This window comes from Sphingobium sp. B1D7B (genome assembly GCF_025961965.1).
Classification (GTDB): Bacteria; Pseudomonadota; Alphaproteobacteria; order Sphingomonadales; family Sphingomonadaceae; genus Sphingobium.
Genome location: NZ_JAOQOR010000001.1, coordinates 760,257 through 779,402, shown reverse-complemented (window position 1 = coordinate 779,402; position 19,146 = coordinate 760,257). Strand labels below are relative to the sequence as shown.

Annotated in this window: 18 protein-coding genes; 11 read left to right on the top strand and 7 right to left on the bottom strand. The window is 63.0% G+C overall.

Annotation, left to right across the window (positions count from 1 at the left end; translation table 11 throughout):
• Positions 1-13: 13 nt before the first annotated feature.
• Genes M2336_RS03655 through M2336_RS03645 form a run of 3 tightly spaced genes read right to left on the bottom strand, consistent with a single transcriptional unit; the run spans position 14 to position 2,279 of the window.
• Positions 14-838, bottom strand: coding sequence for a shikimate dehydrogenase family protein (locus M2336_RS03655; protein WP_264574006.1), 825 nt, complete (start codon positions 836-838; stop codon positions 14-16).
• Positions 835-1,440, bottom strand: coding sequence for a Maf family protein (locus M2336_RS03650; protein WP_264574005.1), 606 nt, complete (start codon positions 1,438-1,440; stop codon positions 835-837). Before M2336_RS03650 ends, M2336_RS03655 begins: the two co-directional genes overlap by 4 nt.
• Positions 1,437-2,279 carry a pyruvate, water dikinase regulatory protein gene (locus M2336_RS03645; RefSeq protein ID WP_181561073.1) on the bottom strand — a complete coding sequence of 281 codons (843 nt, stop codon included), beginning with the start codon at positions 2,277-2,279 and terminating at the stop codon, positions 1,437-1,439. The genes M2336_RS03650 and M2336_RS03645 overlap by 4 nt, the downstream gene beginning before the upstream one ends.
• A gap of 307 nt (positions 2,280-2,586) precedes the next feature.
• Between M2336_RS03645 and hemE the strand changes: the two genes are divergently transcribed.
• The 10 genes from hemE to M2336_RS03595 all read left to right on the top strand — a co-directional run bounded on the left by hemE (position 2,587) and on the right by M2336_RS03595 (position 12,502).
• Positions 2,587-3,618 carry a uroporphyrinogen decarboxylase gene (gene hemE / locus M2336_RS03640; RefSeq protein WP_264574952.1) on the top strand — a complete coding sequence of 344 codons (1,032 nt, stop codon included), beginning with the start codon at positions 2,587-2,589 and terminating at the stop codon, positions 3,616-3,618.
• Positions 3,619-3,758: 140 nt separating this feature from the next.
• Positions 3,759-4,199 carry a CopD family protein gene (locus M2336_RS03635; RefSeq protein WP_264574951.1) on the top strand — a complete coding sequence of 147 codons (441 nt, stop codon included), beginning with the start codon at positions 3,759-3,761 and terminating at the stop codon, positions 4,197-4,199.
• Positions 4,200-4,375: 176 nt separating this feature from the next.
• Positions 4,376-5,632 (top strand): transcription termination factor Rho, encoded by a 1,257-nt coding sequence (gene rho / locus M2336_RS03630; protein ID WP_181561074.1) that lies wholly within the window; start codon positions 4,376-4,378, stop codon positions 5,630-5,632.
• A 28-nt stretch (positions 5,633-5,660) separates the two neighbouring features.
• Positions 5,661-6,341 carry a YjbE family putative metal transport protein gene (locus M2336_RS03625; protein WP_181561075.1) on the top strand — a complete coding sequence of 227 codons (681 nt, stop codon included), beginning with the start codon at positions 5,661-5,663 and terminating at the stop codon, positions 6,339-6,341.
• 181 nt (positions 6,342-6,522) lie between these two features.
• A complete protein-coding gene (locus M2336_RS03620) occupies positions 6,523-6,789 on the top strand; it encodes a DUF6489 family protein (RefSeq protein ID WP_264574004.1) in 267 nt (88 codons plus the stop codon).
• 22 nt (positions 6,790-6,811) lie between these two features.
• Entirely contained in the window at positions 6,812-8,107 is a 1,296-nt protein-coding gene (mnmE, locus tag M2336_RS03615) for a tRNA uridine-5-carboxymethylaminomethyl(34) synthesis GTPase MnmE (RefSeq protein ID WP_264592561.1), read from the top strand.
• A gap of 78 nt (positions 8,108-8,185) precedes the next feature.
• Positions 8,186-10,060, top strand: coding sequence for a tRNA uridine-5-carboxymethylaminomethyl(34) synthesis enzyme MnmG (gene mnmG / locus M2336_RS03610; RefSeq protein WP_413716176.1), 1,875 nt, complete (start codon positions 8,186-8,188; stop codon positions 10,058-10,060).
• Positions 10,057-10,791 carry a 16S rRNA (guanine(527)-N(7))-methyltransferase RsmG gene (locus M2336_RS03605; RefSeq protein ID WP_264592560.1) on the top strand — a complete coding sequence of 245 codons (735 nt, stop codon included), beginning with the start codon at positions 10,057-10,059 and terminating at the stop codon, positions 10,789-10,791. The genes mnmG and M2336_RS03605 overlap by 4 nt, the downstream gene beginning before the upstream one ends.
• Positions 10,788-11,570 carry a ParA family protein gene (locus tag M2336_RS03600; protein WP_264571641.1) on the top strand — a complete coding sequence of 261 codons (783 nt, stop codon included), beginning with the start codon at positions 10,788-10,790 and terminating at the stop codon, positions 11,568-11,570. Before M2336_RS03605 ends, M2336_RS03600 begins: the two co-directional genes overlap by 4 nt.
• Positions 11,567-12,502: a ParB/RepB/Spo0J family partition protein gene (locus M2336_RS03595; RefSeq protein ID WP_264574001.1), complete on the top strand. Its 936-nt coding sequence runs from the start codon at positions 11,567-11,569 to the stop codon at positions 12,500-12,502. The genes M2336_RS03600 and M2336_RS03595 overlap by 4 nt, the downstream gene beginning before the upstream one ends.
• Positions 12,503-12,518: 16 nt before the next feature.
• On the opposite strand, the gene kdsA is transcribed toward M2336_RS03595, so the two are convergent.
• The 4 genes from kdsA to M2336_RS03575 form a co-directional block, all read right to left on the bottom strand.
• Entirely contained in the window at positions 12,519-13,355 is an 837-nt protein-coding gene (kdsA, locus tag M2336_RS03590) for a 3-deoxy-8-phosphooctulonate synthase (RefSeq protein WP_264592559.1), read from the bottom strand.
• 77 nt (positions 13,356-13,432) lie between these two features.
• Positions 13,433-14,227, bottom strand: coding sequence for an SDR family NAD(P)-dependent oxidoreductase (locus M2336_RS03585; protein WP_264573999.1), 795 nt, complete (start codon positions 14,225-14,227; stop codon positions 13,433-13,435).
• A 27-nt stretch (positions 14,228-14,254) separates the two neighbouring features.
• Positions 14,255-17,053 (bottom strand): DNA polymerase I, encoded by a 2,799-nt coding sequence (gene polA, locus M2336_RS03580; RefSeq protein ID WP_264573998.1) that lies wholly within the window; start codon positions 17,051-17,053, stop codon positions 14,255-14,257.
• A 43-nt stretch (positions 17,054-17,096) separates the two neighbouring features.
• Complete coding sequence (locus M2336_RS03575; protein ID WP_264592558.1) at positions 17,097-18,206, bottom strand: glycerophosphodiester phosphodiesterase; 1,110 nt, start codon at positions 18,204-18,206, stop codon at positions 17,097-17,099.
• Positions 18,207-18,384: 178 nt separating this feature from the next.
• Between M2336_RS03575 and M2336_RS03570 the strand changes: the two genes are divergently transcribed.
• Positions 18,385-19,128 carry a YebC/PmpR family DNA-binding transcriptional regulator gene (locus tag M2336_RS03570; protein WP_181561084.1) on the top strand — a complete coding sequence of 248 codons (744 nt, stop codon included), beginning with the start codon at positions 18,385-18,387 and terminating at the stop codon, positions 19,126-19,128.
• Positions 19,129-19,146 lie beyond the last annotated feature (18 nt).

Here is a 19,146-nt window from a genome sequence, read left to right as displayed (position 1 = left end):
CGAAAAGCGGCGGTCAGGCAGGCACGAGCAGGCGTTCGCGCAACTGCGCATCCAGCTCGCGCGGCGGCTGGGCATCGAAGAAGATGTCAAAAGCAAGCGCGGCCTGGCCGATCAGCATCTCCAACCCATCGATGCAGATGAGGTCGCGCTTGCGCGATTGCGCCAGCAGCGGTGTTTCCAGCGGGGCATAGACGATGTCGTAGACCATAGCCTTGTCCGGCAATGGTGCCAGATCGGGCGTCCACGGCGGTTGCCCGACCATGCCCAGCGAAGTGGAATTGGCCAGCAGATCGGCAGCCGGCAGTGCCGCATCGAAATCCTGCACGCGACCGGCCAGACCCAGCCGGTCCAGCAAAGCCTGTCCCTTGGCAGCATCGCGCGCCACGATCGTGAGGTCGGTCACCCCCACGGATCGCAAGGCGAACCCGATTGCCTGCGCCGCACCGCCGGTGCCGGCGAGAATCGCGCTGGTGCCGCTCCAGCCCCGTGCCAGCAGCGGTTGGAGAAAGCCGCCGGCGTCGGTGTTGGTGCCGATCAGCGGCCCGCCGGTTTCGCAGGCCACCGTGTTGATGGCGCCGATGCGATCACGCACCCCGCCGGGATCATCGACATAATCCAGCGCCGCGATCTTGTGCGGAATGGTGATATTGCAGCCCAGCCAGTCCGGATCGGCCCGGCGCCTGAGGAAATAGCCGGCCAGGTCCTCCGGCGCGACGCGGGTCTTGCGATACTCCGCATCGATACCGAGCTCTTCCAGCCAGAAATTGTGGATGACCGGCGACTTGCTGTGCGCGATGGGGTCGCCGATCACTTCGGCATATGGTTTTCCCTGACTCATGCCGGCAAGATAGAGCGCACGCGCAAATAGTCGAGCAAAGGAAGCAGAGGCAGGCCCTGCACGGCAAAGAGGCTGCCGGAAACGCGCGAAAACAGCTGGGCGCCCGGTCCCTCGATCCGGTAGCAGCCAACGCACCAGCGGCACTGCTCCCAGTCGAGATCCAGATAATGGTCGATGAAGGCCGCGCTGAGCGGACGCATCTGGAGCGTGACGCTTTCGATCTGGCGCCATTGCGCCTGCCCGGCCTGCGCGATCACGGCCGCGCTATGGAGTTTGTGCGCCCGGCCGCTCATCCGCGCGAGCAGATCGGCCGCGGCTTCCCGTGTCTCAACCTTGTCGATCAGGCCGCCATCATCCAGCTCCAGCGTCTGGTCGCAGCCCAGCACGAACGCGTCCGGGTGCCGCATCGACGGTCGACGGCATTTCCATTCCGCCAGCGCGTCGGCCAGATCGCGGGCGTTCAGGCCCTCGGCAACCAGACTGGCCTTGATCGCATCCTCGTCGACACCGGCTGGAACCGTCTCAAATGGCACGGCAGCGTCGGCGAGCAAGCGCCGGCGGCTTTCGCTCTGCGAGGCGAGCAGCAGAAGGGGCGTGTTCATACTGGCCCAAGCCCCGGCAAGCCGCTGCTGCTTTTCAGCCGTTCCTGATACAGGTTGACGATGGCTGCGGCGGTTTCTTCGATGGAACGGCGGGTGACATCGATCACCGGCCAACCCTGATCGGCAAACATACGACGGGCATGCGCGACCTCTCCATTCACACGCTCCAGATCGACATACGCGGTTTCCGGCGCCTGATTGAGGGAGAGGAGCCGATTGCGCCGCACCTGCACCAGCCGCTCGGCGCCGGCAGTCAGGCCGACGACCATCGGATGCCGCAATTTGAACAGGCTTGGCGGGGGCGGGGATTCCAACACCAGCGGGATGTTGGCCGTCTTGTAGCCGCGATTGGCGAGATAAATGCTCGTTGGCGTCTTCGACGTGCGGGACACGCCGGCAAGGACGATATCCGCCTCCTCCCAATTCTCCCAGCCCACCCCATCATCATGGGCGATGGTGAACTGAATGGCGTCGATCCGCGCGAAATAGGCTTCGTCCAGCACATGTTTGCGACCGGGACGATTGCGCATTTCTTGGCCCAGCAGATTGGACATGGCATCGGTCACCGGATCGAGCGGCGCGACATAGGGAATGCCGATGGCCCGGCAGCCATTTTCCAGTCGGCGGCGCAGGGTAGGGTTGGCCAGGGTGAACAGCACCATGCCGGGATTGCGCGCCACTTCCTCCAAGATGCGCTCAAGATGCTGCTCTGAGCGCACCATTGGCCAGAAATGGCGGATCGTCTCGACATTCTCGAACTGGGCGAGTGCTGCCTTGCCGATATGCTCCAGCGTTTCGCCGGTGGAATCCGAAAGCAGATGCAGGTTCAGGCGGTCCATATCCACCGTTCATGTGGAACATTGCGGGATAACACAAGGGACAGAACTGTGGATAACTGCTTCCCCTCAATTCATGCCCATTCACCCTGTCGGACCCCGATCATCTATCCACAGCCGCAATGGGTTGCACACAGGCTGTGAATCATGGGGATGACGCCGGTGACTCGTCACGGCTTCACGGGTCGCCTGAGGTCAAGCTGTTGGCAAAAGGGTGATGAGCGAATAATGCCCGTTGTCCACTCCCCAACAGAATCCAACAACCTTCTCTTTTATATAAATAGGATATTGGTCTGTGCATGACTCGTCCGTGATCGATACCGGTGTGACGGCACCGCTGCTGAGCGTCCTGCGCGGCGCTGTCCCGGCGCGTCCGCCCCTCTGGCTGATGCGTCAGGCCGGGCGATATCTGCCGGAATATCGGGCTTTGCGCGCCGAGAAGGGCGGTTTCCTCGATCTTTGCTATGACAGCGAGTCCGCGGCCGAAGTCACCTTGCAGCCCATTCGCCGCTTCGGGTTCGATGGCGCGATCCTGTTTTCCGATATTCTGGTGGTCCCCCATGCTCTGGGTCAGGATCTCTGGTTTGAGGCCGGGGAAGGACCGCGCCTTGCCCCGCCGCTGGTCGAGGGCGAGCTGACAAGTCTCGTACCGGCACCGCAGCGGCTGGCGCCTGTCATTGACACGGTCAGGCGCGTGAGGGCCGCGCTGGCCCCGCAGACGACGTTTCTGGGCTTTGCGGGCAGTCCCTGGACGGTGGCGACCTATATGGTCGCCGGGCAGGGCAGCAAGGATCACGCCGCCGCCCGCCGCATGGCCTATCAACAGCCGGCGAAGTTCGGCGCGATCATCGATGCCATTGTCGGAACCACGGTTGATTATCTCTCCGACCAGATCAAGGCCGGCGTGGATGCCGTGCAGCTTTTCGATAGCTGGGCCGGTTCGCTCAGCCCGGCGCAGTTCCGTGAGTGGGTGATTGCGCCCAACGCGCGCATCGTCAAAGCCTTGAAGCTGCGCCATCCCGATACGCCGATCATTGGCTTTCCAAAGGGAGCAGGGGCCAAACTCGTCGACTATGCGCAGGAAATCGGGGTCGACGCGCTGGGTCTTGATGAGACGCTTGATCCGGCCTGGGCGGCGCGTGAATTGCCCGCCCATCTGCCGCTGCAAGGCAATCTCGATCCGCTGGCGCTGATCGCCGGCGGGGAGACGCTGGATCGGGCGGTGGACGCCATTCTCGAGGCTCTGTCCGGCCGGCCGCACATCTTCAACTTGGGTCATGGCATCTTGCCAGACACGCCGATTGCCCATGTCGAGCAACTGGTGGCGCGCGTTCGCGGGTGATCGGCGGCTCTTGGAAAACGCAAGCCAGCGCCTCGCACCCCGTTCCAATTCCTCGTCGACTGGCCTAGAAGGCTTGGCGATCGCGCGCGGTTGTTGAAGCACGACGAAGAGGTTCAGTTTCCATGTCCATCCTGCCCGGCATCGGCTTTCTCGGCGCTGCTTATCCATGGGTTCTTGCCGCACATGTGATCTTCGTCATCTTCCTGATGGCCAGCCTGTTCATGATCCCGCGCTACTTCATCTACCATCATCAGACCGAGCCCGGCTCGGCCGAGGATCAGGCGTGGATCGAGCGTGAGACGCGGATGAAGCGCATCATCATGAACCCCTCGATCGTGCTGGTCTGGGTGCTGGGCCTGCTGCTGGCCTTCCAGACCGGGGCCTGGAGCGAGGGCTGGTTCCACGCCAAGCTGCTGCTCGTGATCATCCTCTCGGGCTTTCACGGCTGGATCGTCGGCTATTCCAAGAAGCTCGCTCGCGGCCTGCGCCCCTGGCCGGAAAAGCGCTTGCGTATGATCAACGAGGTGCCGGCGCTGCTCGTGACCCTGATCGTTATTCTGGTGATCGTCCGTCCGTTCTGAACGGCCCGTTGCGAGCGGTGAGAGCGCCATCGCTCTGCGCTTGACTTGGAATCGGCCAGTGCGTAATTCGGGGCGTTCCCTTTACAGGCGCTGACCTATGCGCCTGATTGCCCTCTCCAGGCATTCCGGCACAGTCACATTCCCTTTATTTTCACTCCCGCCGTCGGACCCAATCCATGCATCTTAAAGATTTGAAGCGCAAAGCCCCGGCCGAGCTGGTCGCCATGGCCGAGGAACTCGGCGTCGAGGGTGCCTCGACGCTGCGCAAGCAGGACCTCATGTTCGCCATCCTCAAGGAGCAGGCGGAAAATGGCGAGCAGATCATGGGTCTGGGCACTATCGAGGTGCTGGCCGATGGCTTCGGCTTCCTGCGCAGCCCTGAGGCGAATTATCTGGCCGGCCCGGACGACATCTATGTCTCGCCCAATCAGGTCCGCAAATTCGGCCTGCGCACCGGTGATACGGTGGAAGGCGAGATCCGCGCACCCAAGGATGGCGAGCGCTATTTCGCGCTGACCAAGCTCGTCTCGGTCAATTTCGACGATCCCGATGTGGTCCGTCACCGCGTCAATTTCGACAATCTGACACCGCTTTATCCCGACGAAAAGCTGCGGCTCGACACGCTTGATCCTACGATCAAGGACAAGTCGGCCCGCGTCATCGACATCATCGCGCCGCAGGGCAAGGGCCAGCGCGCGCTCATCGTGGCGCCGCCGCGGACCGGCAAGACCGTGCTGCTGCAGAACATCGCCAAGGCGATCACCGACAATCATCCCGAGGTCTTCCTGCTGGTGCTGCTCATCGACGAGCGGCCGGAGGAAGTCACGGACATGCAGCGCAGCGTGAAGGGCGAGGTGGTTTCCTCCACTTTCGACGAGCCCGCGACGCGCCACGTCCAGGTCGCCGAAATGGTGATCGAAAAGGCCAAGCGCCTTGTCGAGCACAAGAAGGATGTCGTCATCCTGCTCGATTCCATCACGCGCTTGGGCCGCGCCTACAACACGGTGGTGCCCAGCTCCGGCAAGGTGCTGACCGGCGGTGTCGATGCCAACGCCCTGCAGCGCCCGAAGCGCTTTTTCGGCGCGGCGCGGAACATCGAGGAGGGTGGCTCGTTGTCGATCATCGCCACGGCACTCATCGATACGGGTAGCCGTATGGACGAAGTGATCTTCGAGGAGTTCAAGGGCACCGGTAACTCGGAAATCGTCCTGGATCGCAAGGTCTCGGACAAGCGCATCTTCCCGGCGCTGGATGTCGGCAAATCCGGCACCCGTAAGGAAGAGCTGCTGGTCGAGAAGGACAAGCTCTCCAAGATGTGGGTGCTGCGTCGTATTCTCATGCAGATGGGTACGATCGACGCGATGGAATTCCTGCTCGACAAGATGAAGGATTCCAAGACCAACGAAGACTTCTTCGCCACGATGAACCAGTAACGCATTTCAACAGGGGTTACGCGCTGCCATGGCTGAAATCTGGTCACATATCGTCTCGGACGTCTCCACGCTGTTCTCGGGCGATATCAGCGCCTGGTCCGCGTTCGTCAAAGTTCTGTTGATCGACGTCGTCCTGGCCGGGGACAATGCCATCGTCATCGGCGCGCTCGCGGCGGGATTGCCGGCGCATCAGCGCCGGATGGTCATCTTCATCGGTATCATTGCCGCGCTGGTGCTGCGCATCGCCTTTGCGCTCGTGGTCACGCAGCTCATGCAGATCATCGGGCTGATTTTTGCCGGCGGCATCCTGCTCCTGTGGGTATCCTGGAAGATGTACCGCGAGATCGTGCAGGGGGCGGGGCACAATGCCGGCTCGCCTGAGGTCGAGGGTGACGAGCATTCCGGGCTTCGTCCCGCGAAGAGCTTCATCGGCGCGGCTTGGGCTGTGGCGGTGGCAGACGTCTCCATGAGCCTCGACAATGTGCTGGCGGTGGCCGGTGCAGCCCGCGAGCACCCCGGCATTTTGATGATCGGCCTGGTCTTCGCGGTCGCTCTGATGGGCATCGCTGCGAATATCATCGCGAAATATATCGAGCGCTATCGTTGGATTGCCTGGATCGGCTTGCTGGTCATTCTCTATGTGGCCGCGACGATGATCTACACCGGCATCACCGACAAGGATATCGGGCTGCTCCAGCTCTTCGCCTAAGCCGAGAGGCAAATTGCTAAACAAGGAAACCGGCAGCGCTCAGCAAAGGAGCGCTGCCGGTTTCCTTGTTTCTGGCTGACCAGTGCGGGGTGATAATCGCCGGCCGAGGGCAATTTGCTAGCGAAATGAGCCCCGATGCGGCATGTCATGCCCACCCTATCTCGCGCGGAGCCCTGCCATCATGAAGTTCAAAGTCGATGTTGAGTGCACCCCGGAAGAGGCACGGTCGTTTCTCGGTCTGCCTGATCTGAAGCCGATCCATGATCTTTATATTCAGGCGGTACTCGATACGATGAGCGGCCAGACCAACCTTGAGCAGATGGAGCGGATGTTCCGCAGCATGTCGCCGCTGGGAGATGCAGGCATGAAATTATTTTCCAGCCTCATGGATATCGGCATGGGCGCGGCGGGCGCCAGCTCTCCCGCAAAATCCAAGAATGACGGCTGATTTTCACGTGGTTTGACGATCAATGACGGATCGGGATACGATTTTTGCGCTCTCCAGCGGGCAACTGCCCGCCGCGATTGCGATCGTTCGGGTCTCTGGACCTCTCGCGCTTGAGGCTGCTCGCGTCATAACAGGTCGGGATGCCCCAGCGGCTCGGCACGCGGCGTTGCGGCGGTTTTTCGATCCGGCGAATGGCGACTTGCTCGATGAGGGTTTGCTGATCTGCTTTCCCGGGCCCAATACAGAGACCGGCGAAGACATGGCCGAATTCCAATGCCATGGCTCCCATGCGGTGGTGCGGGCGCTGGAAACCGCTCTGGCTGCCATGCCTGGCTTTCGGCGGGCAGAGGCGGGCGAGTTTACCCGGCGCGCCTTTCTGAGCGGCAAGATGGATCTCGCCGGGATCGAAGGCTTAGGCGATTTGATCGCGGCAGAGACTGCGCTGCAACGGCTTGCTGCCATGGCGATGATGGGTGGAGCGTTCTCCCGCAAGATCGAATCCTGGGCGACCGACCTTCGACTGCTGGCCGCACAGATCGAGGCTCAGCTCGATTTTTCCGATGAAGGGGACGTATCGGGCGCGGACCTCGCGCGCATCACAGCCGCAGCGATTGAAATCAGCGCAGAGATGCGTAAGGAACTGGAGCGTCCTTCGGCGGACCGATTACGCGATGGCATTCGCGTCGCCATCGGCGGTCCGCCGAATGCTGGCAAGTCGTCCCTGTTCAACCAGCTGGTTGGACGCGATGCTGCGATTGTCTCCCCTCATGCGGGAACGACCCGCGATGTGATCGAGGCGTCAGTCGCCCTCAATGGCATCGCATTCGTATTATCTGACTCGGCGGGACTGCGCGAAGCCGGTGACGAGATCGAGCAGATCGGCATCGGACGCGCGGAAGCTCTTTTGGCCGGGGCTGACATCGTGCTGTGGCTAGGGCGGTCTGAAGACGCGCCCTCAGGTCAAGGGGCGTTGGTGCAGGTCGCAGCGAAAGCCGATCTTGCTCTCGCAGATCGCGAGGCGTCGAGCCTGTACGTGTCGAGTGTGACAGGTGAGGGGATTGGTTCTCTCATTGAGGAGCTGTGTGCGCTGGCCAGCAGTATGTTGCCCGGGCCCGGCGACTATGCGCTGTCACAGCGGCAACGAGCTGTCATAAAACGAGCGGGTGATGCTTTGGATGCCTGCACTGGTGAGTCTGACGAAATCCTGGTTGCAGAAAATCTTCGTCAGGCGCTGGCCGCTCTGGATGAATTGACCGGACGCACCACGACTGAGCTTGTGCTGGACGAGGTGTTTCGCGGCTTCTGCATCGGCAAATAGAGTGGGTTGTTCCACGTGGAACGTCGGCCTGTCCGCAATGCTTTGACGCTCTTTGATGTGGCCGCTAGGGGCTGGGACATGAGCAAGCATGCGCAAGCCATGTTCGATGTCATCGTTGTCGGCGGTGGCCATGCCGGCACGGAAGCTGCGGCCGCTGCCGCGCGCCGCGGCGCGCGTGTCGCTTTGGTAACGGCCGATCCGAGCCGCATCGGGGAAATGTCCTGCAATCCTTCCATCGGCGGGTTGGGCAAGGGCCACCTCGTACGCGAAGTGGATGCCCTGGATGGGTTAATGGCGCGGGCCGCAGACAGCGCCGCCATCCATCGCCGAATGCTCAATGCCAGCAAGGGTGCCGCCGTTCGCGGCCCGCGCATCCAGGCCGACCGGCGGAAGTACCGCGCGGCCATTCAGAGCATGATCGCAGCGCAAGCGGGCCTTTCGGTCATTAGTGGTGAAGTAGCGGCCTTGGATGTCGGCCCTGCCGGGGCCCTGAACGGCGTCGTGCTCGCGGATGGGCAGAAGCTGGGCGGACAAGCCGTAGTCCTCACGACCGGAACATTTCTGGGCGGCCTGATGTTCAGGGGCGCGGAGCGAGTTGTCGGCGGGCGGATCGGTGAACATGCCGCAAGTGCCTTGGCTCAACAATTGCGGAACCTCGACCTGCCTATGGGCCGGCTCAAGACGGGCACGCCGGCCCGTCTGGATGGACGCACGATCGATTGGGCCCGGCTGGAAGAGCAGCCGTCAGATCTCGACGCCTGGTCAATGTCCTATCTAGGTTTTGATGGCAGCGAGCAGCAACCCCAACTTCGCTGCGCCATCACCCGGACCAACGCCGAGACCCATCGCATCATCCGCGATAACCTCGGCCTTTCACCCTTGTTCTCGGGCGATATTGAGGGGCGGGGACCACGCTATTGTCCCTCAATCGAGGACAAGATTGTCCGCTTCGGAGACCGGGAGGGCCATCAGGTCTTCCTCGAGCCCGAGGGTCTGGATGATCATCTTGTCTATCCCAATGGCCTCAGTTCGTCCCTGCCGACGGACGTGCAGATTGCATTCCTCCGGTCCATGGAAGGGCTGGAACAAGTCGAGGTCGCCGTTCCCGGCTACGCGGTCGAGTATGACCATATCGACCCGCGCGCCTTGGATCGGACTCTTTCGCTCCGTGCCATGCCTGCGCTCTTTCTGGCCGGTCAGATCAACGGCACCACCGGCTATGAGGAGGCTGCGGCACAGGGGCTTGTGGCTGGCGCGAACGCTGCCGCTCATGCCTTGGGTCTTGAGCCGCTGCTGCTTGACCGCGCGGAAAGCTATATTGGCGTTCTTATCGACGATCTCTGCCTGCAGGGGATTACCGAACCCTACCGAATGCTCACCGCTCGTGCCGAGTTCCGGCTGCGACTGCGGGCAGACAATGCTGCCACGCGCCTTACGCCGACGGCTGTTCGGCTTGGCTTGGCAAGCGCAGTCCGAACGACCTGGTGGCACGAGCGAGAACAAGCACGCGTGGCGCTCGCTGTCGTGTTGGAGAAGCTGGTGTCCGGCACTGATTTACGCGCAGCTGGGGCAGATGTTCGCGACGACGGTGTCCGCAGATCTCTCGCCGAATGGGCTCGTTTCCCGGCAGTGGCGCGCGGGCATCTTGCCAAATATGCGCCGGCCCTCGAAACGGCGGAAGACGGCCTTGTCGAAGAGCTTTTGCAGGACGCGATCTATGTGCCTTACGTCGAAAGGCAGGACGCGGAAGTGAGGGCCCTCCGCGCCAATGATGCCATTGCGCTGCCCGCCGACCTCGATTTTTCTGCGGTCGGCGGTTTGAGCACAGAGATGGTCGAACGGTTGACCCTTGCGCGCCCCGAGACGCTTGGTGGTGCCGCCCGGATCAGGGGAATTACGCCGGCAGCTTTGGCCGCGCTGCTCGTCGCAGCGCGGACGGGCCGCGCCGCATGACGGAGGAAGAGGCGCAAGCGTGGCTCTCCGATCAAGGCTGGTGGGATGGTCCAACCGGGGATAGGCTGCGGACTTTTGTGGCCCTCGTACTGGAAGAGGCCGACCGGCAGAACCTCATTTCTGCTGGGAGCAAGGCGTCCATTTGGGCACGGCATATTGTAGACTCCGCCCAGTTGCTAACTCATGCGGTATCCGCTCAAACGCCCGCCGATGGACTGTGGCTGGACCTCGGAACCGGCGCTGGGTTTCCGGGCCTAATTATCGGCTGCTTGCGCGAGGCGCCGATTCGTCTCGTAGAGGTCCGCCCTTTACGAGTCGCCTTCCTCAAACGCTGTGCCGAAGCTCTCGACCTTGGCCACGTCGATGTCGTTCAATCCAAGGTGGAATCGGCCCGATTTGATCGGGCCGCCGCCGTGATCAGTGCTCGCGCTTATGCGCCTTTGGATCGACTGCTCACCACAGCGCATCATTTGGCGGACGAAAACACCATCTGGCTGCTCCCCAAGGGCCGGAGCAGTGAGAAGGAACTGGAAATTGTCCGGCCGCACTGGCAAGCTGTGTTTCACGTGGAACAAAGCGTCACGGACGCCGAAAGCGCCATCCTAACAGTCCGCCAGCTGAAAAAACGTGTCCCGGTCCGAGCGACCGATAAAAAGCCGGGCAGTTCGAGACGGAATGGCAAGAGGCGCAGGGCGATAGTGACGCCGGCGGGGCCAAAAGGACAGTCATGATCAGTATTGCAATCGCGAACCAGAAAGGCGGCGTTGGAAAAACCACCACGGCGATCAATCTCGCTACTGGCTTGGCTGCCACTGGTCACCGCACCCTGCTGATCGATCTTGATCCGCAGGGCAATGCCTCCACGGGGATGGGGGTCACGACGAAGGATCGCGCGCGGTCGAGCTACGATTTGCTGATGGGCGATTGTGATCTCGATGACGCTGTGATTCGCACAGTGGTGCCGGGCCTGGATCTCATTCCCGCCACGCAGGATCTCTCAGGGGCGGAGATCGAACTAATCGATGTCGAGCAACGAACTCACCGTCTCGCCAACGCTCTGAACAATGCGGAAGCCGGTCGTTGGGAAGTCTGCCTGATCGACTGCCCGCCGTCGCTCGGGTTGCTAACGGTCAATGCCATGGTCGCGGTGCAATCGATCCTTGTGCCGCTGCAATGCGAGTTCTTTGCCCTTGAGGGCCTGTCGCAGCTGCTGCAGACCTTCGAGCGCATTCGGGCGCGGTTCAATCCGGACCTGTCAATCCTCGGCGTGGCGCTGACGATGTATGATCGCCGAAATCGGCTGACCGATCAGGTCGCGGACGATGTGCGGGCCTGTCTCGGCGACCTCGTGTTCAAGACGGTCATCCCGCGCAACGTCCGCCTCTCGGAGGCCCCCAGCCACGGGCTGCCCGCCCTTATCTACGACATGCGCTGCGCTGGATCGGAAGCCTATATGGCGCTCGCGCGCGAACTGATCGAGAAGCTTCCCAAGGAGACCGTAGCGGCATGAGCGACGCAGATGTATCCGGCAAGCCGCGCCGTTTGGGGCGCGGTCTTTCTGCCCTGCTCGGTGAAGTCGCACGCGACGTATCGGTGGCCGAAGAGGGCCGGGCTGGGGCCGAGAGCGGGGCGGCAGGCGATGCGGACCGGCCCAAGGCCGTCCGCTTCCTTGAAATCGTGCGCGTGTCGCCGCATCCCGATCAGCCGCGGCGACATTTCGACGAAGGTGCGCTCTCTGAACTCGCAGACAGCATCCGTGAGCGGGGAATCATCCAGCCGATCGTCGTCCGCCCGCTTGGGAATGATCGCTATCAGATCGTCGCGGGTGAGCGGCGCTGGCGGGCGGCGCAGAAGGCACAGCTTCACCAAATCCCCGCGATCGTCCGCGATTTCACCGAGGCAGAAACGCTCGAGATTGCGCTGGTTGAGAACATCCAGCGGGAGGAGCTGAACCCGATTGAGGAGGCGCAAGCCTATCAGCGCCTGATCAATCAGTTTCACCACACGCAGGAAGCGCTGGCCCGGATCGTCGGCAAATCACGCAGTCATATTGCGAACCTGATCAGGTTGCTGGATCTGCCGGAGCCTGTTCAGGAGCTCGTGATGACCGGGGCCCTGTCCATGGGGCACGGGCGCGCCCTTATCGGCTCCACCGATTGCGCGGACCTAGCGAAAGATGTTGCGTCAAAGGGTCTTTCCGTTCGCGAAACCGAGCGCTTGGTTCGCTTGGCACGTGAAGGAAAAACTGCGCCACGTGGTGAGGGGCGGCCCGCATTGGGCCGTGATCCCGATCTGATCGCCATGGAACAGCATCTGTCGGATCTGCTCGGCCTGCGCGTCGGTATCAATCATGAGGGCGGGAAAGGCACGCTGACCCTGCAATATTCCAGCCTCGAACAGTTGGACATGATCTGCCAGAAGCTGACCGGCGGCGGCTTCTGATCGCTTCCTTCGGGCGTCAGCGCTGCTTTGCCAGCGCGTCGAACGCCTGAAGGTCGCGCAGAAGCGCTGGCAGGTCGCGCAACGGCACCATGTTCGGCCCATCGCTGGGCGCGCGGTCAGGGTCTTCATGCGTTTCGATGAATATGGCCGCGACGCCGATTGCAACCGCAGCGCGCGCCAGCACGGGCACGAAGCGTCGTTCGCCGCCTGAGCTTTCTCCTCGTCCGCCCGGCTGCTGGACACTGTGGGTGGCATCGAACACGACCGGGCAGCCGGTTTCTGCCAGAAGCGGGAGCGCCCGCATGTCGCTGACCAATGTGTTATAGCCAAAGCTCGCGCCGCGTTCGGTCAGCATGACCTGATCGTTTCCGGCACTGCGCAGCTTGCGGACGACATTCGCCATGTCCCAAGGGGCAAGAAACTGCCCTTTCTTGACGTTGACGACGCGGCCTGTTGCGGCAGCAGCCAGCAAGAGATCAGTCTGGCGGCAGAGGAAGGCCGGGATTTGCAGGACGTCCACGATCTCGGCGACCGGCGCGCATTGGGCCGCGTCATGTACATCGGTGACCACCGGGCAGCCGAACTGTGCTTTCACATCTGCAAAGACATCCAGCGCCTGCGCGAGGCCAATGCCGCGCGGCGCATCGACAGAGGTGCGGTTCGCCTTATCGAAGCTGCTCTTGTAGATGAGCGGCATTCCGATTGCGCTGGTCATCTCGACAAGGGCCTGCGCCGTCTCCAGCGCATGCGCGCGTGATTCCATCGCGCAGGGACCGGCAATCAGGGCAAGCGGGCGGTCATTGGCGATGCGCAGCGGGCCGATGGTGACGCTGTGAGGGGCAATCTCTGTCATGCACCCCGCATAGCCGCCCTACGCGGTCCCGCAAAGCCCGAGCAGCGGTGCCGGCCGGCGTGGTCGGCGCCGCTCGCTTATTCTTCCGCCAGACAGGCCGCGAGGCCACTGCGATAATCTGAAAATCGGGGCTGCCATCCGAGAAGCCGTTTGGCCTTGCCATTCGCGACGCGCCGGTTCTCGCTGTAGAAAGCCCGTGCGGCCGGAGACAGGCCTGCGGCTTCTATGGATTGAAGAGGCGGCGCCGGCCGGTCGAGAAGTGCGCAACCGAACGCGATGACGTCATTCTGAGAACAGGGCATGTCGTCGGCGAGATTATAGATGCCGGAAGGCCCAGCCATGCCTGCCAGTACGCCAAAGACAATATCTTCCACGTGGACTCGGCTGAATATCTGGTCTGGCAGATCGATTCTGCGGGCCCGGCCCTCGCGAATCCGATCCAGGGCACTGCGCCCCGGGCCGTAAATGCCGGGCAACCGAAACACTCGAATGCGCGCGCCAAGCTCCTGCCACGCCAGATCAGCAGCGGCGCGTGCATTGCGCCGGCCTTGGCCAACGGGCGCACTTTCATCCACCCATGCGCCGCCGGTATCCCCATAGACTCCGGTCGAGGACAGATAGCCGATCCAACCGGCAGGCGCTTCTTCCAGCAAGGCACCGTAGCGCTGCAGCACGGGATCGCCTTTGTCCGTTGGAGGAACAGAGGACAGGATGTGGGTTGCCCGGCGCAGGGCGTTCGTGACCGCCGCGTCGTCATCGAATGCGATCGTGCCGGCACGCCCCGTCGCCTCCACCGTCCAACCGCGCGATCGGAGCGCCTCGGCGAGCCGTGTAGCGGTGTAGCCAAGTCCAAAGATCAGCATGTGGGGCATCAGGTCGATTTCCGCATATGGCTGCGCCTAATGGGCAGCGCCCCAGCTCGATCCGGTCCCGATTTCCACGCCAAGCGGCACGGTGAGCGTAACGAGTGGCTCTGCGGCGCTGGCCATGACAGACCGGATGATCGGCGTGGCGGCCTCCACATCGTCTTCCGGCAGTTCGAACACCAGCTCGTCATGGACCTGCAGCAGCATCTTCACCCGGTCCAGTCCGGCATCCCGAAGAGCCGGACCCATGCGCACCATTGCGCGCTTGATGATGTCTGCGCTGGTCCCCTGAATAGGGGCGTTGATCGCGGCGCGCTCCGCACCCTGGCGGACGTGCTGCACCGGCGATTTGATCTGGTTGAACCAGGTCTTGCGGCCGAACAGCGTGGTCGTGTGCCCCGTGGAACGCACCTTCTCCAACGTCTCATTGATATAGGCCGAGATGCCGGGGAAGCGGTCGAAATAGCGGCTGATCATGGCCTGGGCTTCGTCCGCGTCTATCTCCAGACGGGCCGCCAACCCCCAGCGTGAGATGCCGTAGAGAATGGCGAAGTTGATCGTTTTGGCCCGCGCACGCGTCTCGCGGGTCATCTCGCCGAACAGCTCCTGGGCGGTCGCGGCATGAATATCCTCGCCGCGCAGAAAGGCGTCCCGCAACTGCGGCACGTCGGCCATGTGCGCCGCGAGGCGGAGCTCGATCTGGCTATAGTCCGCAGCCAGGATCACATTGCCCTGTTCGGCAATGAAGGCATCGCGAATCTGGCGACCGGTTTCGGTGCGGATCGGGATGTTCTGTAGGTTCGGGTCGGTGGAGGAGAGGCGGCCGGTCTGCGCGCCGGTCAGCGAGTAGCTGGTGTGGACGCGACCGGTATCGCGGTTGATCTGGGCCTGCAGGGCGTCGGTGTACGTCGATTTGAGCTTCGAAAGCTGGCGCCAGTCCAGCACCAGCCCGGCGATCTTGACGCCATCCGCCTTCATGCGCTCGAGCACGGTCACATCCGTGGAATAAGCGCCGGACTTGCCTTTCTTTCCGCCTTTGAGGCCCATTTTTTCGAAGAGGATCGCACCAAGCTGTTGGGTCGATCCGATGGCAAAGGGCTGGCCGGCCTCAGCGTGAATCTCTTCTTCCAGCCGCGCCATTTCCTGCGCGAACCGGCCGGAGAGCCGGGAGAGATGATCCCGGTCCACCTTGATGCCGCTGCGCTCCATGCCGGCGACCACCGGAATGAGCGGGCGATCCACCAGCTCATAGACCCGGGTCGCGCCTTCTTGGGCGAGGCGGGGCTTGAACCGCGTCCACAGCCGCCAGGTCACGTCCGCATCCTCGCCGCCATAGCGTGTGGCGGCATCGAGCGGCACCTGCGCAAAGCTGATCGCCTTCTTGCCGGTGCCGGTGACGTCCTTGAAACTGATGCACGTATGCTCAAGCACCGCGTGCGCAACCTCATCCATGCCGTGGCCGGCAAGGGACTGCCCGGCGTCGAGATCGAAGCTCATCACCAGCGTGTCGTCGAAGGGCGTGACGGATAGCCCATGCCGGGCCAGCACGTTGAGATCATATTTGATGTTGTGGCCGATCTTCAGCACGCTCGCATCGGCAAACAACGGGCGAAGGCGGGCGATGGCGTCCGCCATGGGAATCTGCGGCGGCGCTTCGGCGAACATGTCGTCGCCGCTGCGGTGGCCCAGCGGAATATAACAGGCCGTGCCGGGGGCGGTGGCGAGGCAGATGCCCACCAGATTGGCAGCCATGCTGTCGAGGGAATCCGTCTCCGTATCGATGGCGATGATGCCGCTGGCGTAGGACTGCGCAATCCACGCATCCAGCCGCTCCAGCGTCGTCACCGTCTCGTAGCTCTCGCAGTTGATCGGGGGCAGGGGGATGAAATCCGGCGTCGTCGGGTCCAGCGCGGCGTCCACAACCGCCTCGGCGACGGGATCCGCCGTCTGCCGGCCCGGCGCACGGCTGGCCATGCGGGCCAGCAAGGCCTTGAAGCCCTGATCCTCAAGAAAGGCGCGCAGCGGCTCGGCGGGGATGCCATCCAGCTTGAGATCATCGAGCGCGTGCGGCAGCGGCACTTGGCAGTGGAGCGTCACCAGCTCGCGCGAGAGGCGGGCGAGCTCTGCATGCTCGATCAGCCGCTCCTTGAGCTTGGATGGCTTCATGTCCGGCGCTGCGGCCAGCACCGCATCCAGGTCGCCATATTCCCCGATGAGCTTCGCAGCGGTTTTCGCGCCGACGCCGGGCACGCCGGGGACATTGTCGACGCTGTCGCCCATCAGGGCCAGCACATCGCGCAGCTGCTCGGGCGCGACGCCGAACTTGTCCTGCACATAATCCGGCCCGCGCCGCTCGTTCTTCATCGTGTCGAGCATGTCCACGCCCGGCTGGATGAGCTGGGCCAGATCCTTGTCGGAGGAGACGATCGTCACGTCCCAGCCCTGCGCCACCGCCTGGCAGGTGTAGGTGGCGATGATATCGTCGGCCTCGAATCCGGCTTCCTCGATGCAGGGCAGCGAAAAGGCGCGGGTCGCCTCGCGGATCAGCGGAAACTGCGGGATCAGGTCTTCCGGGGGGGGCGGCCGGTGGGCCTTGTACTGATCGTAGAGATCGTTGCGGAAAGTGTGCGAGCCCTTGTCCAGGATCACCGCGAGATGGGTCGGCCCCTCCTCCTTGTCCAGCGCGTCGGCGAGCTTCCAGAGCATCGCCGTATAACCATATACCGCGCCGGCGGGTGTGCCATGGCGGTTGGTGAGTGGTGGAAGCTGGTGATAGGCGCGAAAGATGTAACTCGAGCCATCGACGAGATAGAGATGATTGCGGGAAGCCATGCGAAGCGGGATAGCGCGGCCACGGGCGGGAGGCCAGCGCCGATCAGGCTCCATCCACGGCGAGGCGCCCCAGAGCCGGGTCATCGGTGAAGAAGCCATCCACCCCGAGCGACAGATAGCGCCGGATCTCTGCCACCGAGCCAGCCTCATGCCGGGCATTCTCGCCACCGGGACCGCGCAGCTCGCCGGGCAAGAAGCGGTTCTCGGACCGGAAGGTATAGAGGTAGACGCGCAGCCCCGCGGCATGAGCATCGGCGACAAGGCGGGCCGGCTTGGCGAGGCGGCCTTCGGCGTCCAGCGGCATGACCGAGTGCGAGGAGGGGCCGATGGCGTCGGCATAATCGGCAATGGCGGCGAGCCCGGCTGGGGATGCCATGTCGCCATAGGTTGTCTTCAGTCCGTCGAGGGCGGCGTCGGCGGGCTGGCGGTCGAAGGTCTCGAACAACTGGAGCAGCTGGATGTTCGTCGGCCGACCGATTTTCTGCCGAATGGCGCGCAGATTGGTGGTTTCGAAGGACTGAATCACGATCGGGCAGCGGCGCGTATAATCGTGGCCGGCCAGCGCACTGAGCAGGGCGTCTTCAAGCGGCAGACCGATGCTGGCGAAGTAGGTTGAGTGCTTGATTTCCGGAATCAGGCCGATCGTTCTGCCTTGCGTGCCCGTCTGCGCCGCGACGAAGGCGATGATCTCGTCCAGCGTCGGGATGGGGAACTGGCCGTCGTAGCTTTGGCTTTCCGGGCGGATCGCACCCAATCGCTCGACGGCACGCAGGGTCTTGAGTTCCGCCAGCGAAAAATCCTCGGTGAACCAGCCGGTGACCGCCTCGCCATCGATCTGCTTTGTGGTCCGGCGGTCTGCAAATTCTGGGCGCTTTGCCACATCGGTGGTGCCGCCGACCTCGTTTTCATGTCGCGCAACGAGCACGCCGTCGCGCGTCATCACCAGGTCCGGCTCGATGAAATCCGCGCCGTCCGCAATCGCCCGGCCATAAGATTCCAGCGTATGCTCGGGCCGCATGGCGCTCGCACCGCGGTGGGCGAACACGAGGGGCGCCTTGCCGTCGAGCGTCTGAGCGCGGCCGGCTTCCCTGCCGATAGCGGGTGTCGCCAACGCCGCGACGCCCAAGCCGATGGCATCCCTTCGGGTCAACATTCCACCTCCATCGCGAGAGTCAGGACGGGCACGAGCCTATGCGTCGTGCTGGCGCATCTTCGTGACAGGACGATGGCGCTCATTTTGCCTCCTGCCCTCGCGCCCGTTGCCTGATTGGACTTGCCGCGATAGGAGGCCCCCAAGAAAAATCCGGATCACATAATCGAAGGAGCCGGCCGTGGCAGGCCATAGCAAATTCAAGAACATCATGCACCGCAAGGGCGCGCAGGACAAGAAGCGCTCGGCCATGTTCTCCAAGCTCTCGCGCGAGATCACCGTCGCGGCCAAGATGGGCGCGCCGGACCCGGACATGAATCCGCGTCTGCGGCTGGCCATCAACGCGGCCAAGGCGCAGTCCATGCCCAAGGACAACATCCAGCGCGCGATCGACAAGGCGAGCAAGGGCGACGCGGAGAATTACGAGGAAGTGCGCTATGAAGGCTATGGCCCGGGTGGCGTGGCGATCATCGTCGAAGCGCTGACCGACAACCGCAATCGCACCGCGACCAACGTCCGCACCGCTTTCTCCAAAAATGGTGGCAATCTGGGCGCGTCCGGCGCGGTGAGCCACGGGTTCGATCGCATGGGCCTGATCACCTATCCGGCCTCGGTAGGCGATCCGGACGCGATCTTCGAAGCTGCCTTGGAAGCGGGCGCAGACGATGTGTCGTCAAACGACGATGAACACGAGATCTGGACGGCCATGGATGCCCTGCACGAGGTCGCCAAGGCGCTGGAGGACAAGCTCGGCGCCGCAGCAAGCGCCAACCTTGCGTGGAAGCCGCAGACCACCGTGGAACTGGACGAGAGCAATGCGGGCACGCTGCTCAAGCTGGTCGACGCGCTGGATGATGACGATGACGTTCAGACCGTCTGGGGCAATTACGAGGTTCCCGACGACGTGATGGAAAAGCTGGGGTGATCGCCCGCATCTTGCGGT

Excerpts from the sequence above, each read along its gene's own strand:
- M2336_RS03655 (WP_264574006.1), bottom strand. The coding sequence starts at position 838 with ATGAGTCAGGGAAAACCATATGCCGAAGTGATCGGCGACCCCATCGCG.
- M2336_RS03650 (WP_264574005.1), bottom strand. The coding sequence starts at position 1,440 with ATGAACACGCCCCTTCTGCTGCTCGCCTCGCAGAGCGAAAGCCGCCGG.
- M2336_RS03645 (WP_181561073.1), bottom strand. The coding sequence starts at position 2,279 with ATGGACCGCCTGAACCTGCATCTGCTTTCGGATTCCACCGGCGAAACG.
- rho (WP_181561074.1), top strand. The coding sequence starts at position 4,376 with ATGCATCTTAAAGATTTGAAGCGCAAAGCCCCGGCCGAGCTGGTCGCC.
- M2336_RS03625 (WP_181561075.1), top strand. The coding sequence starts at position 5,661 with ATGGCTGAAATCTGGTCACATATCGTCTCGGACGTCTCCACGCTGTTC.
- M2336_RS03620 (WP_264574004.1), top strand. The coding sequence starts at position 6,523 with ATGAAGTTCAAAGTCGATGTTGAGTGCACCCCGGAAGAGGCACGGTCG.
- mnmE (WP_264592561.1), top strand. The coding sequence starts at position 6,812 with ATGACGGATCGGGATACGATTTTTGCGCTCTCCAGCGGGCAACTGCCC.
- mnmG (WP_413716176.1), top strand. The coding sequence starts at position 8,186 with ATGAGCAAGCATGCGCAAGCCATGTTCGATGTCATCGTTGTCGGCGGT.
- M2336_RS03605 (WP_264592560.1), top strand. The coding sequence starts at position 10,057 with ATGACGGAGGAAGAGGCGCAAGCGTGGCTCTCCGATCAAGGCTGGTGG.
- M2336_RS03600 (WP_264571641.1), top strand. The coding sequence starts at position 10,788 with ATGATCAGTATTGCAATCGCGAACCAGAAAGGCGGCGTTGGAAAAACC.
- M2336_RS03595 (WP_264574001.1), top strand. The coding sequence starts at position 11,567 with ATGAGCGACGCAGATGTATCCGGCAAGCCGCGCCGTTTGGGGCGCGGT.
- kdsA (WP_264592559.1), bottom strand. The coding sequence starts at position 13,355 with ATGACAGAGATTGCCCCTCACAGCGTCACCATCGGCCCGCTGCGCATC.
- M2336_RS03585 (WP_264573999.1), bottom strand. The coding sequence starts at position 14,227 with ATGCCCCACATGCTGATCTTTGGACTTGGCTACACCGCTACACGGCTC.
- polA (WP_264573998.1), bottom strand. The coding sequence starts at position 17,053 with ATGGCTTCCCGCAATCATCTCTATCTCGTCGATGGCTCGAGTTACATC.
- M2336_RS03575 (WP_264592558.1), bottom strand. The coding sequence starts at position 18,206 with ATGTTGACCCGAAGGGATGCCATCGGCTTGGGCGTCGCGGCGTTGGCG.